This window comes from Thermococcus atlanticus (assembly GCF_054657855.1).
Window position 1 is genome coordinate 540,563 of sequence record NZ_BAAHXX010000001.1, and the last position, 15,855, is coordinate 556,417.

Genomic DNA, 15,855 nt, shown 5'->3' on the forward strand with positions numbered 1-15,855 from the left:
AGCCCCATATTTGGGAATATGTCCAACCTCTTTTTATATAGAAATAGACATTTCTGAAAGATTTTCACATACTCTTGGAAAGATGTTGAATTTAGAAAAGTATATTTAGGAGTTTGTCCTCAACATGTAACATGAATGGAACGTCATGAATATACGCAGGTGTGGGGGGAGTGGTATGTCGGGCTCCTTCGCGAAAAAGCTTGTTGTCCTGGCCCTGTCGCTCTTGATGTTCCAGTTTCCCATGGCCTTTGCCCTATCTCTGCCCCATTCGATTTTCTACGGGGAAAAGCAGGCGATTGATGACGAGACCAACATAGTACCGGCCTACATTTCTCAGATAAAATACAGCGAGGAAGACCTCAGGAAGGAGATAGAGCTTAAGTACTCCTACAACCTTGATGATTTCATAGCACTCCTCAAAAGCGATCCCGTCGAAATCTTCTGGTATATACGCAACAACTTTGACTACGAGCCGTATTATGGAAGCCTGAAGGGGCCTCTGGGGACTTTCCTCCAGAGGGGCGGCAACGACCTTGATCTGGCCAGCCTGCTCATCGAGATATACCGACAGCTCGGGATTCCCGCGAGATACGTGCGGGGAAACATAATCCTCTCCGGAGAGCAGCTGCAGAGATGGTTCGGGACGGATGATGTGGAGCGGGTTCTCAGGACCGGAATGATACCCTATGAAAAAACATCCGGTGGATATATCATCGAGCATTTCTGGGTTGAAGCTTATCTCGATGGGAAATGGGTTCCGCTTGACCCCTCTTTTAAGGAGTATGAATACAAGCCCCCGGAGCTGAACCTCACCTCTCTGGGGAACGAATTCGCCGGAGATGTTCTTAACAGCTCGGTAAGTTATGGGGACAGCTTCTTCCTGAAGGAAAGCATTGAAGCATCCCCTGCCCTCTCAGGAGACCGCATGGAGGACATTGCCGGAAGGATAGTCAGGGAAATCGGCGTGAAGTACATAGGCAACACCTCGAATCAGAGCATCTACAGAACCCTCAAGGGGCTCTCGGAGTATGAGAAAGCAGTGTTCGGAACATGGGAGATAATCGAAAGTCATGAGGGCTTTGGGGAGCTCCCATTCAGGGTGAGGAACGTTGTTGGAGAGTTCTCACAGATTCCGGAGGAGTTCAGGTACAGGATTGAGGTGAACCTTGAGGGATACAGCATGAGGGCACTGCTTTCCCTGAGCAACATCAGCACGAAGAGGGTGACGCTGAGCTGGCTGCCATCGACCGAGGAAGATGCCTCAGAGCTTGAAAGGTATGAAAGCATCTCTGAGATACCCGTGGATTCCGTGAACATAACCCCTGTGCTGATGGTCGATGGGGTTCCGGTTTCATTCGGCAGAACCTCCCATCTCGGCGTCAAAACAAACCTCACGGTGGCCATGGTCTTCGGAAACACCACCCTCTACAACGGGAGCACGGTGGTTACCCTCGGGGGCTATTATGCAATCAGCGTCAACTCCTTCAGGGTTACCCAGCAGTTCTTAAGCTACAGGGCAAACAGGCTAAGGATTACGGGCTTCATGCTGAAAAACGGATTCACCAACATAACAACCGACGAAATTCTCGGGGAGATGCTCAACCTCGCAGGTCTGAGATACTGGAGCAGGCTCGATGAATACGCCGATAGGGTCGCTTCCCGCCTTGGAATACGCTGGCTCAGAGTTCCTTCAGTTGCCGTCATCGGGACATCATACAGGGTTAAGAATGGCAGGCTTCAGCTGCTGGGGATGTTCGTGGATGTTCAGAAGGATCTCTATATGCCGATTGCCATGGATGGGGATCCGGCGAAGGAAAGGACTTTCATGCTGGCAACGGGTGTGAGGGGCTCGGAGCTTGAGGCGGAGGTTCTGAGGGAGTACTTCAATGCACCGGCGATTTCAACCGCGACAATATTCAGGCTCGCATACGAGAGCGGAATTCCGATATACCGCGTAAATTCAACGAACGCCGACTCCATCATTCCGATGCTCAGTATAAGCCAGGAGGACAGGGACAGAATCCGCGAGTATGTGAGCCAGGGCTACGAGGTCTATGTCCCCGGAAGCAACGTCCTGATAAACGGATGGAACGGAACCGGCTACTACATTGTTGACCCTGAAACCGGTGCAATGGGGTATATGATAAGCAGCGGCATAAGGGGCGGTCTGTCGTTCTTGGACTGGATAACCGCGGTTGTGCAGGACGCCACAATGAATCTTTTTGAAAAGCTGGGATTCGTTGCAAGACTTGGAGAAAAGCTTGCGGAGAGGGTAACGGGTGCAGTTTCCGTCCTGGTGAGTGCTGTGATAGCGACCGTGAAGGCCGTGGCTAAATGCCTTGAGCTGCATCCATGCCAGTGCGGCAGCGTCATACAGGAACAGATTGTGGAGGTCTCGGTGGACGGTGTTATGGTTGTTCTCACGATATCAATCGGGCTTTCCGCAGTTACCGGGGGCCTGAGTTTTGGTCTTTCCCTCCTGGCAAACGCCGGAATGAGCACTGTAACTTACGTTATCGGGGACATAGTGAAGAGCCTCATAAAGTGGTTCCTTGGATTTAACAACAGCCTGAGACACTGTCCCGCACCCGATGTCGAGATCCGCCCCCTTAATCCGTTCATCTTCATCGAGGATTTAAGGAAATCCATCTCGGTGTCGCCTTTTGCCGTTTGCGTTGTATCTGAAAATGGTCTGAGGGCATACACGCGGGTGAAGTGGGAGATACTCCCTGATCAGCGGGCAGCCCTGATGAGATACGGCATAAGGACAAAGACGGAGAAAGGCATCATTCGTGCCTCCGACGCCAAACAGTGCCAGCGCGTGAAATTCGAGATAGACCCGAAGTACATTCCCGAAAAAATCAAGTCCCTCGGAGGAACCGTTGAAGTTCCCGTCACCGTGCTCATCAGAATGCAGGCGTTCGAGGGAATAAAGATAATGAGGGAAACGGCATACATATGGTATTCATACAGCATAGAGAAAAAGAAGCTCCTCAAACCCATACCTTACGGGGAAATATGGATATCCTACACCGAGGGAGAAAGCGGTTCCAGGGAGCTCCGGATTAAAAATCTTGCAAACAGAACCGTGGAGATACGGGTAGAACGCGGGGCAACTATGATTAAAGGCCTTAATCTTGAGTACCCCAGTACGGTGGGCCCGAATTCCGTCTTCACGCTCAGGGTAACATCCTCCGGCCTCCCACCGGGTCACTACCTTGAAACCATAACGCTCATCACGGACCTGAAGACCGAGGAAGAACGCATAAAATACTACCCGAAGACCTATATTGACATAATCATTGATGTCAGGGATAAGGAAGGCAAGCAGCCCGGAGGCGAAGAAGACAGCGATTCCGGATGGACGAACCCGGGAGGGGACCATCCGGATGACAACTTTGACGTTCCGAGGCTAACGCTCACGAGGGAAAAAGACCTGTATTCACTGCTCAGGGAGGGCCTTAAGAAGAACATAACCGAGGCCTCAGACCTCCTTGAACTCGCCAGTTACCATGCGGTTCTCCACGGACTGACCGCCGAAAATGCGAGCACATATAGAGATGTGGCCGCGGAGATGGCAAAGCTCTACATAAAGCTTTCATCCGACGTAAGCTTCCTCGATGACCTTGAGGAGAAGGCGCCCAGCGTGGCGGTGTATGCAAAGGGATTCTATCAGGGAATGGAGAACATATTGAGGGAGGCGAGAATACCATACAGGCTTGTTTATGGTGATTTTGACCCCGTGAAGCTCGCCAGATACCAGAGGTTCCTCATACTGCCCAGCGGTTCGCTGTTCGGAATGAATACCCCTGCCTTCAGGGAAAAGCTCAGGCTTTACCTTGAGAATGGGGGGAGCCTTATAGTATTCGACCAGCAGTACGGGAGCCACTTCTCCATAATCCCCGGAGGGCTTGGAGGCTACGGATGGGCCGAGGACCAGATGTGCCATAGAAACGCCCTCTACGCTGCTCAGGATCACCCGATACTGTCGAGCGTTCTGTGGAACGTGGTAACCGAGGATGTTGACGGATACTTTGAGAAATACCCGCCGGATGCGGTGGTTCTGCTGAGGAGGACGAAGAACGACTTCCCGGCCATGCTGATGTATCGCTACGGGAAGGGCTATGTATTTGCGACGACGCTTTACTCCGACTGGAAGAGTCAGGATCGCCCCTCAGGGTTCATAGTAAACATTCTGAGGGACGCCATCAGATACATGGAGTTCAACGGAGACGTCTACGAGGTGGGCACAAAGAAAAGCTGGTGGGGATGGGGCTTCAGAAATGACACCTACCTGATTCCCATAAACGTCACAAACCCGACGGATGTTGCCGCTGACGGGATTAAATTCATGATACTTACCCCGCAGGGGGAGATGAGGTCAGGGATAGAGGTCAATGAGTCCCTGGCTCCGGGAGAGAGCAAAACGGTCGTGCTTGAGGTTTCCAGCAGGGACTTCGGCTCCGTGATCCACGGCATATGGACGGTCGATTACTCCCTCCTCTCAGCCGGCAGGGAGATATACACTGCCTACGATGTCAAAGGAATCTCGATTAACGCTTACACCGACAACGACGCCCTCTTCAACTACAGGGGCGGAAACAAATATCTGTTCTGGGTAACCTCGGATAGGGAGAGGGTTCCCTTCGGGGAGAAAGCCCGCTTCACGGTTCATATAATAAACAAGGCCGATAAAACCCTGAGCGGAGGGCTTGGAATCGGCCACCACATAAACGGCTGGCACGTGCTTGAGGTCAAGAACGTTAGCGTAGCTCCCGGTGAATACAGGAAATACACGTTCGAGGTGTATCCATACATCGATGCTGAAAAGGATTTCGGAGGTCTGACATATTACTTCGGCCTATACACGTCAAAGTCTCCCTATGAAGGAGGCGGGAATTTCTACGACGCGTTCCTCAAGGCTGAGAAGGGTGTTCATGTAATCTATCCAAACGTGCACATCACGGCAAAGGCAGATAAATCCCACTACGCACCGAACGAGACCATGAACATAAACGTTACCGTAACGAACAGCAATGATCTGGACTGGGAGCTACTGCTTGCCGTCCGTCTGTACGAGGACAGGAATGTTATCGCCAGCATCTCAAACATCACCACAATTCCAAGGAGCTCGACGATTACCATTCCAATAAAGCTGAAGATGCCCCAAAACGCCTCTCCCGGCTATCATTACATGGTCGTTGAGCTTGCAGACAGATATGGAAAGCTCCTTGGTTCATTGATGCTCCCGAGAGACACCCTCTCCATTTACAGGAGCGTACCAACTGTGGAACTGAGCTCCGAATTCACCGCCCCTCTGGGCATCACAATAAATGCGAGGATAACGAACAACGTCTCAATGGCCGAACCGAGGCTTCTCATCAGAGAGGTCTACAGCTGGAATGGCAGATTTGAGGATAGATGGGACAGATTCAACCTGAACTTCACCAACTGGGAGGCAGAAGTGCGCATACCCCTCAGGGAGGACATCTTCGGAAAGTACTCGGTATTCTATGAGCTCTACGATGGAAACTGGCTCGTATCCTCAGGCTCGGCCCGGCTTGTGAGGAATGTCAGAGTGATTCCGGAGGTAAGGTTCTCCGGCAGGGTTTTCAGCAATTTGACGCTGCTCGTCAGCCTCATCAACCCGGGCTTCCTCGATGAAGACTTCAACCTCACGGTCGATATCCCCTCGATAAACTACACATCAACCACTCCCGTTCACCTGCCTCCGAAAGGGAACAGAACCGTTAACCTCACCGTCCGCGTGCCTCTCATCCAGCCGGGAACCTACAGGATATCCATTAGGGCATGGAAGAATAAGGGGAGCATAGAGAAGAGTGAATATTTCAGGGTTCTCGAATCGGACGTAAGGGGGAGGATCCATGAAGGGCCGTACTCTGCGGGGGATGAGGCCTATGCAGTGCTTGAGAACAGAGGTGGCATCCCCGCAAACATCAGGGGGAACATCTCGATAGTTAAGAACGACAGGGCTGTGGCTGTTAGCACGTTTGGATTCCCGCTGAACCCCGGAGAGAACTCAACGGTAAGCGTGAGGATACCGGACAACATGACCCCTGGAGCCCTCATAGTCCTGAACTTCACGGATCTCACAGCCAACAGAACGGAATCTGTGGTGAGGCCACTGAACCTCATGGGGATGAAAATAGTCGCCGTTCATCCGGCCCGGGCATACGCCCTGGACAACATCACCGTAACCCTGAGGAACGATGGAGGAATGTCCGACACAGCCAGCGTAACCCTCTCCCTCAGGTACTCTCTCTGGGGAAGCGACATGGGGGCACGGAACTACAGCGTATCGCTCGCACCCGGCGAGAGCCTGAACGTCACGTTTGAGGTTCCCAATCTGCCCACGGGAGAGTACGTTTTCCTCGTGGAGACGCGTGGAAAGCTTTCCTCCTCAACCTACTGGGACTACCTCCACGTAATCGGCCCCAACCTGAGCGTCAGCGTTGCCGGCGACGTTTATTCAGCGGGCGACAACATCACAGCCGAGATAAGGAACAGCGGTGGGGGCTACAGGAATCTGAGGATAACGGGCGTTCTCAGAAAGGGTCATTCCGAGTGGTACCTCGGCGAGAGATGGATTGAAATAGGGAAGCTCGAAAGCAAAAACGTGACCTTCCCCATACCGAGGAGCCTTTCGAGCGGCAGCTATACCCTCGTGCTCTACTACGGAGGGGTTTATACAAAGAACATCACGGTCAGGGGGCTTGAACTGAACGTCTCCATCGCAAAGGAAAGCTACGATGTGGATGAGGACATTGAACTCAAAATCAACAACACCGGGGGGACAACAGCCGACCTTGAGATTCAGTACCGCCTGTCCTCCTACTCCGGCTCCCTGAACATCACCGTGGCCTCAGGAACATCAAGAACTGTAACGCTGGAGATACCGAACTGGCTGCCGGACGGGCCCTATGAGCTGCGCGTTTTGATCCATGACAGGTTCACGAACCTTTACCTCACAAGGACTTTCGAGATAACCGTTAGGGGTGCCGGGCTTGAGGTGATACCCCTCAAGACCGACCTCGAACCCAATGAGAACCTGCCCGTGAGGCTCATAAACACCGGCGGTATCGAGCTCAACCTCACCATGACTCTGAGCGTCTCAGGGGTGCAGGTGAATGGAGCGGTTGCAGTGCCAAAGGGCGGCAGCGTGGACTACACATTCACACTGCCCCCGCTCACAAAAGGGGAGCATGACGTCATTTTGAGTGCTTTAGATGGCAACAGCGGACGGAGGTTCTCAGAGAGCTTCAGGATCTCCGTAAGCGGCTTCAGAATAAACGCCACTGTGAGCGGAACGAGCTTTGCCGTTGGCGATACGCTGACGGTGGAGCTCACCAGCGGAAGCGGAGCGGATGCCGTTCTCGACTACGTGCTGGCCATGGAGGACATGGAGGGGAACTCCTTCCTCCTCAAGGCGGGCACCCTTACACTCCCGGCCGGCGGGAGGAGCAGCATCACGGCTGAGATTCCAAGGGTTGCACTCGGCAACTACACCCTCACCCTCAGGATGGTCGAGAGGAGCACCGGGGAGAGATTCACTGTCACCAAGCTGATACACATCGAGGGGCTCTGGGGCGAGCTTTACGTTGAAATTCCGAGACATGCATTCATTGGCAGCATCCCGCTTATCGTCAACGTGTCCGGCAACACCAACGGGACGCTGAGGATAACAGGAAACGCCAGCATTGATGCTTATCCCACGAGGATACTCGGAATTGAGATGGATGGAGGAATCTGGGTTGCATTTTCCACGCACCTCGGCCACTACAGTGACGGAAGCATGGAGCTCTTTGGATATCCCAATGGAACCGTGGTAGAGGGTGGCTATGAAGGAGGTTCGGTGCCGATAGCGAGTAGCGGGGAGAAAATATGGGTGGCATCGTCTAACAGAATACTCCAGTTCGACAAGGAGAGCCATGTGTGGAGGACATACAACACCTCAGGCATAGAGGGCTTCCCGGCATACGTTACGAGCTTCTGGGGCGAGGAGCAGGTGAACATATTCACCATGGCATACTACAACGGCTCCCTCTGGGTCGGGACGGACAATGCGGGGATTGTTGTAATAGACCCGGGGAACATGAGCGTTATCAGGGTGTATAACTCAACGAACAGCCCGCTGGAGTCGGATTACATAACGATGCTGAAGGTCAACGGGAGCGACCTGTGGGCCATCGGGGCAAACCTCTGGAAGATAGGAAACGGATGGGAGAAATACTCACCAGAGACGTTTGGCATGACGCACATAGATGCCGTTGAGGTCTTCGGGGATCAGGTCTGGGTCGGTGGTGGAAGCGATTCAGGGACGTTTGCCTGCGTCATGGGAGGGGAATGCGTTGAGGTGCCCGCATGGAGGATAGCAAACATCGAGCACGATAACATTTCGGTGTGGTTCATCTACCCGCCGTGGGGTGACGTAACGGCGAGCAGGTACTTCCCGTCGAACGGGACGCTCCTTGACTATTCAGGAGACACCTTCTGGGGAAACCTGGTTGAGATAGAGGATGGAGTGTATGCATCGAGCTACGGGCTGATGGTCGGCGGTGAGCTCCACAGATTTGGGCCGAGGGGAACCGTCATTGACATAGCCTACCATGATGGAAAGGCATACCTCCTCACGGAAAATGGAATATCCATCTATGACATGGAGAACGGTTCATGGGAGGATGTCATCAGCGACAAGCTGGCCTGGGGTGGTAGCATAGCTTATGCAGGGGGCAGGCTGTTCGTCGCGACGTGGTCGGGCATCGCTGAATATGACCCATCCAGCGGCACAGTTACCCTGTATGACTCCTCCAACTCGCCGTTCAGCTATGAGAGGAGCCCCACGAGCATGGCGGGCAGGGGGGAGATGCTCTATGTCGGAACATCGAACGGACTCGTCGTTCTGAACACGACCTCAGGAAGCTTTGCGGTCTATGATTTCAATGGAAACGGGATAAACGATGTGTGGGTCAGCGGGGACGAAGTCTGGATCGCATGGAACGGAGGGGCGGGCATATACAACGTAACCTCCGGAACCTACGAGCCTTATCTTGAGGGAGAAACCGCGTCGCTCGTCAGGGCATACGACGATGAGGTGTGGGTGGCGTTCCAGCAGGGGGGAGAATACGCCCTGTGGCACTACGACAGAAGCTCGGGAACGGCCGAGGTCTACAACTCAACAGACGGTCTTACCGGGGACTACATAAGCGACATGGCGAGGTCAGGAGGGCTGCTCTTCGTCACCTACAGCTACGGGAATGTGGTGTCTGTCTTCGATGGGAGCAGCTGGGACGTCATTAAACTGCCGGTGTCGTCTGTCGAGTCCTCGGGGGAGGGAGTTCTGTTCGGAGGAGCCCTCTTTGCCGTGTACTCAAAGGAGAGCTTTGAGTTCCCGGTTGTCCCTGGCAGGAACGAGCTGAGCATCGATATCGAGAAGCCGGGAGAACACGTGTATGCTTTTAAGCTGATGCTCGGAAAGCAGGTGCTCGATGAGAAGCTTCTGAGGGTGAAGACCTATGAGCACGCCATCTCCTTTGACCTCACCACGCCCAAACGCCTGTACAAGAGAGGGGAGAACGTCACGCTTGACGTGACGATAAGGAACGATGCTTCACTCGACGATACGGTTAGTTATGTCCTCTCCCTCGGAAATGAGCTTTACAGAGGAAACGTCTCCGTTGGGGCGGCGGAAGAGGTTCATCTGAGTTTCACAGTGAGGGCAGAGGAGAGCTTCAACACAACGCTGACGGTAAACGGAGAGTCCAAAAGTATAAGTATAAGCGTTGTGGAGCCGGAGGGAGAGGTTACCCTTGATGCCCCTGATGTCGTGGGATACGATGAGCCGTTCAATGCCACCCTGAGGATAACCAACACTGGGGAGGTGCCGCTTGAGCTCTCTGTGGAGTTTGAGGGAAGCAGAAACATCACGGTTATGCCGGGCGATTCTGTGATCATTGCAAGGGAGCTTAGGACAACGGATGACATGAGGATTATCGCGAGGATATCCGGAGACCTTAACGTGACCCTGGAGAAGGATGTGAGGATGGGCGAGAGGGTCGAGCTGAGGTTCAGCAATATAACCGCGGTTCCCGGTCTCGTTGAGGTTCCCTTCACGGTCAGGAACTCGGGGATACTCGACTCGCACTTTACGCTCACATTCAGGCGGGGGAACTGGAGCTCCTCGATGGACGTATCGGTTCCTGCCAGAGCCGAGATAAACATGACGCTGCCCCTTGAGCTAACGGAAGGAAACTACACGTACACCTACGAAACCAAATTCGGCAGCGGGAGCTTCCGGGTGGAGGTCATCGGGGAGAGGCTATCGATAACCCATTCGTTCGATGGGCAAAACTTAACGCTGAACGTAAGCAACCACGCTCCCCTTGACTTCTTCGGAACGCTGAAACTTGAATCCCGGCTTATCTCGAACGTCACCAACCTCACAGTGCCTGCAAGTTCGTGGAGACTCCTAAGCTTCCCGGTTGGCGAGCTTCGCAGGGGGAACTACAGCATAAGGGCGGAGATCGAGAGGGACGGCAGGAGAGTCCTGGAGAGGATTCTGGAGGTAAGAGCCGAGCCGGTGATATCGCTCAGCATTGGGGGGGTTAAGGATGAGTACAGAATCGGGGAGACCCTCAACGCCACCGTTAGGGTGAGGAACACCGGGACTGCGGGGGAGGAGTCACTGCTGGTTGTTGAAGTCCCGGGGATACACAGGGAAGAGATGCCCCTGAGGATAGGACTCAACGGGGAGAAGATTTACAACATCACCTTTGAGCTGCCGGAGGACTTGCCCAGCATGGGACTCAGCTTAAAGGCAGTTCTCGGAAATGTTACCGTAGAAAAGAGGTTCTACCTCAGGGGGGTTAACCTGAGCGTCGCGCTGAGCACGGATAGGGAATGGTACTACGAGGATGAGAACGTTACCATGACCCTAACGCTGACAAACCATGAGAACGTTACGCTTAGGGGCAACGTCACACTCTCCTGCGGGGCATTCAGCACGGCCGAGGACTTTGAGCTCGGAACGGGGATGGAAATGCTGAACTTCACGTTCCCGGCATGTCCAAGGGTCTTCTATCAGGTCGCGCTGAGCACGGGCAGGCTGATTCACATAGACTCAAGGCTCATCCAGATAAAGGAAAAGGATGCCGTGGTAACCCTGATAACCGACAAGGAGCGCTACCACGTCGGGGACGAGATGACCATATACATAACATCCACGAAGCCGGTTCAGGTTAGCCTTGCGGTCTTCAACAACGCGACGGTTGTGAACGTGACGAAGAACGCGACCGTCAGCTTCAGGGTTCCGGACGTTGAGAGTGGCACCTACAGGATATACTACTCCTACGGCAACGAGACCCTTACGAGGGAGTTTGATGTCGTTTCACCCGGCGCGAAGATACTCTCCTTTGAGCTGGAGAAGCAGCTCTTTGAGCCCGGTGAGAACGTTAGCTTCTCCGCCCTGGTGCATGCGGAGGAGGACGTCGTCGGCAAAGTTGTGGTGTGGCTCTACAGGGAGACGTCGCTCGTTGACTACTACTCGCAGCCCCTCAACCTCACGGCAGGGGACAACCGCGTAGACGTAACCACTGACATCACCGTTCCGAACGTGGGGACGTACACGCTGGTCTATGCGTTCTACCGCGGCCTTAACTCGACGGTTATAGCCTCGGGGAGCCAGAGCCTCCAGACCACGGGGGCGCTGATAACTTCAATGACAACTGACAGGGAGAGATACACTGAGGCGGAGAAAATTAACCTGACGCTTGTGATAACCGGAACCCCCGGAACCTATATGCTAAGGATAAGCGGAATTGAAGAGGTGCTGGAGAGGAACGTGACGATAAACGGGACTGAAGAGATAAGCCTGGCCCTGCCTGCGAGGCTCTTTGACAACAAAATTGTGGCCGAGCTGCTTATGGGCAACTACTCGACCTCAAGGCAGATCAGGGTGGAGGTGACCAACCTGCCCCCGTCAGCTTACTTCGAGGTCAGGGGCAACGTGAGCGTCAATTCCACACTCCTCTTCGATGCATCCCTGAGCACAGACCCCGGCAACGATTCCCTCACCTATTCATGGGACTTCGGTGACGGGACGGCTTTAACGTCTTCATCACCGACGGTCTCGCACGTATACACGGCAGAGGGCAACTACACGGTTACGCTGGTCGTGAGCGATGGAGAGGGCGGCACAGATATGGCGCTTATTGTGCTTGAGATATCCGCAGCAGGGGCTCCCAGGAACGTGACGGTGGTGTCAAGGGAAGGGGCGTTCAGAAAGCTCACGATGGTGGCTCAGGTATGGACATTCAGGTACCTCTATTACAGAACCGAATATGAGGAACTCATTGCAAGGGCGAGGGAGCTTGAGGTCGACAACGAGAGCCTGGCGGCGATAATGATGATTCACGAGGAGGCTGAGATGCTGATTGTGGCAGGATGGCGGGCAAAGGACGTGGCTGAGGTTCTCAGGATATGGACCCTTGGAAGCAGGATTCCAAACATAATAAAAGTTAGAAGAGCTTACCTGCTTGAAAAAGAGGCTGTAAAGCGACTTAAAGACCTCCTGGGGCTTTAAGCCCCTTTATTTTTTGCCACGGTTTTCATCCTCTAACAATGTGCTGTCATTTGTTCAAAAATTTATCCAAAAAACTTAAATCATGCCAGCTAACTCAGTATTAAGCGGGTTAAATGATACCAAGAACGATGAGCACCCAACATCCTGACAACGTGTTTATTCCCTTCTTTGCCCAGGAGCCCACCCTCGGTGGGGAGGATGAGGTAACGGAGGCCTTTTATGCCTTCAGCGTCCTCGGAATAGAGGAGCAGATGTGGGACTTTGAGGGCAAAGAGGTGGATGAGTTCGTCATCAAAAAGCTCTTTGAGAGGTACGGCTACTTTTTTAAGGAACGCAGGCTGGGGAAGGAGTTTAGACTGACGCCGAGAGTTCCAAACCCGAGTGTTGAAAAGACAGAGGCAAAGCTTCTTCTGGAGACGCTGGAGAGCATCCCGCGTTCAGCCGATTATGCCAAGATATTCTACGGTGAAGAGGTAATCCCGATATTTGAGGTCATTCTGCCCATGACCACTTCCTCCGAGGAGATCGAGCGGGTTTATGAGCTCTACAGGCGCTACATCGCTGGAAAGCAATACAAGAGGGTCCACGACGTAAAGATATACGAATGGATAGGGGAGTTTTTCCCCAGAGAGATAAGCGTGATTCCCCTATTCGAGACGAAGGAGGCCATCCTAAACGCCCACGAAATCCTTGAGGAGTACATGACGGGAAAGGACATTGAACACCAGCGCGTTTTCCTGGCCAGGAGCGACCCTGCAATGAACTACGGTCTGATAAGTGCAGTCCTTTATGACAAATACGCTTTATTCAAGCTCCGGGAGCTCGAAGAGGAGATGGGGGTTGAGATATATCCCATAATCGGGGTTGGGGGCGCTCCCTTCAGGGGGCACTTCACACCGGGGAACGTTAAAGGGGTTCTGGAGGAGTATGCAGGCGCCCAGACATTCACAGTCCAGAGCTCATTTAAGTATGACAACACCCCAAAAGATGTCATAAAGGCCGTGGAGAAGATAAAATCCTCGAAGAGGGGAAAAGCGGAGGCAATAGGGGAGGAGATGTTTGAACTCCTTCCAAAATATGAGAGGGCCTATTCAGCGGAGCTCAGGGCTCTGGCGCCGTTTATAAGGGAGGTGGCGAAATACGTCCCCTCAAGGAGGAGAAGAAAGCTCCACATCGGCCTTTTTGGGTACTCAAGGGAGGTCAACGGCATGGCTTTACCCAGGGCCATAAAGTTCACCGCATCCCTCTACTCCCTTGGAGTCCCGCCTGAGCTCCTTGGACTGAGTGCTTTGAGTGAAAGTGAATTAGACCAGATTAGCGAGTATTATAAAGGCCTTTACAGGGATATCGAGTTTGCCCTCCGCTACTTCAACCCGGGAGCGGTGGAGAAGTTCAGGTTCCTAAAGCCCATAGCCGGCCTTCAAAGGGAGCTTGGAGTCGAGCCCGTCGGGGAGTACGGGGCGATAACCACGAGGATCCTGAGAGGGGAGTTTGATGAGGGCTTAATAGTGGAGGCAGCGGGCTTGAGGGGGTTTCTGGGCTGAGTTAGGTTTTAATAGCCTCACACCGGAAAAGCATACGGTGAGCATTAATGCTCGCGGAGTTCATACTGGGCTTTTCATTCACCCTCGCGTGGGCGGGATTGTTTATTTTGACTGGGCGACAGAAGAGCATAGTGAAAGCGTCGCTGGGCGTTTTTCTTTTATTCACCGCTATGGGCGCGATAAACTACCTTAAATGGCACCTTGGTGAGCCTTTTGGGTGGCTCCTCGGCCTCATCACGGGCTTTCCTTCTGGTCTATGGCTCGTCCAGAAAGTTGGACCGGAAAAACCCAGCGAGGAGTCTTTGGTGGCTCTCTTCCTCCTTGGCCCGCTCATCTTCGCGGTCGTCCTCATAGCCATCCTGTTTCTCTGAGACCCATGGAAACTTACAAATATTGCCTTCCATAGAAGGAAAGATTTGTGCGATATTTCCCTGGATAGAAGACCATATCCAAGAGGGATGGAACGTGTGAGGTAGGGTTAAACGCAAGATGAGTTTTGATCTAAGAGCTATAAGTTAATGGCATTAACAGAGTCTTTGGGTTTATCTTCTCCTGCCATATTTTTTAATTTTATGACCCGCTTTGCGATGTCATCATGACCCATTTTTTCTAATTTGTTACTGAAGTTGTATGGCACAGAATTAACGAATCTCCGCAGTTCTACTTCTCTTATCTCTTTGGGACTCTTTTTGAGCTCTTCCATTATTGACTCTAACTCTGAGATACACTTACTTAATGTTTGTTCAAGATCTTTTCTAACGTCTGGGACAGAATTAATGAAATCTAACAATTCTAACAATACAACAAGTGCACTCAACAAGGCTTCAAATATACCGGATATAATATTAAGCACCCACAACGCATTGTTTGTAGTTATCTTTCCTGACTTAGCTTGATCAATGGTTTTTAATGCAATGGCTTTTAAGTTGGAAGCTATGTCTCTGATAAATCTTATATCCTCCTTAACCTTTTGGCTATCTTTTTCTGTCAGGTGTGGTCTGACAGCATTTTTGACATTGTCTTTTAGCTCCTTTAGCTTCTCCAAGAAATCGGATATCATATAGATCCAGATTTCGCTTAAGATATACGTTGTAGTCTGCACCGTTGGTATTTGAATAGCGTTATACGCAATGTTAAAAAGCTTCTTTCTTTCTCTAGGGTTCATAATACTTCTGAGAAGGTTATATATAACACTTCTTTTGAGGTTTAGCATTAGGAAGGAATTCCATAAAAAAAGCGGAAGAATTACAAGATTAAATATCCCCCAAAAGATACAAATTAAGAATGGCCAGCTAAAGTTTCTGGAGGTGTTTCTTTCGACAATAAAACTAACATTTTGAAGCATTAAAAGTGTAAATATAATCGAGGCAGCATATGAAATAATAACTGCCCAGAACTCACGCTTAGAACGGAAATCTTCAAATACAACTTCAAAATACTCCTTTGGAGTAAGTTGAATAGCTACGAGAGTGATAGTCACATAAATAGCCATAATCGTTCCTTCTATTTGAGATAATGCGCTTAAAAGGTACCTTAAATCCTCAATGTTAAAATCCTGAAATGATCCAAGTTTTAGGAAGACTAACATAATCTCTATGCTTATTACAACAGCAAGGAGATAAGAGGGAAGAGGTTCATAACTTTTTATTGTTTTTATCAGGCTGTTGTTCATAAATCTAATTATGCACTCTCAGTTTAAAAAATTTGCAGAAC

General features: G+C 51.8%; 4 protein-coding genes. 3 read left to right on the forward strand and 1 reads right to left on the reverse strand.

Features of this window, described 5'->3' with window-relative positions:
- Nucleotides 1–175 precede the first annotated feature (175 nt).
- The 3 genes from ACYQ27_RS02880 to ACYQ27_RS02890 all read left to right on the forward strand — a co-directional run bounded on the left by ACYQ27_RS02880 (nt 176) and on the right by ACYQ27_RS02890 (nt 14,513).
- Complete coding sequence (locus ACYQ27_RS02880; RefSeq protein ID WP_460040966.1) at nt 176–12,598, forward strand: PKD domain-containing protein; 12,423 nt, start codon at nt 176–178, stop codon at nt 12,596–12,598.
- 113 nt (nt 12,599–12,711) lie between these two features.
- Nucleotides 12,712–14,142: a phosphoenolpyruvate carboxylase gene (ppcA, locus tag ACYQ27_RS02885; protein WP_460040967.1), complete on the forward strand. Its 1,431-nt coding sequence runs from the start codon at nt 12,712–12,714 to the stop codon at nt 14,140–14,142.
- Between the two features lie 47 nt (nt 14,143–14,189).
- Nucleotides 14,190–14,513 (forward strand): hypothetical protein, encoded by a 324-nt coding sequence (locus tag ACYQ27_RS02890; protein ID WP_460040968.1) that lies wholly within the window; start codon nt 14,190–14,192, stop codon nt 14,511–14,513.
- Nucleotides 14,514–14,650: 137 nt separating this feature from the next.
- Here ACYQ27_RS02890 and ACYQ27_RS02895 read toward each other — a convergent pair whose 3' ends face one another.
- Entirely contained in the window at nt 14,651–15,814 is a 1,164-nt protein-coding gene (locus ACYQ27_RS02895; RefSeq protein ID WP_460040969.1) for a hypothetical protein, read from the reverse strand.
- Nucleotides 15,815–15,855: the final 41 nt, after the last annotated feature.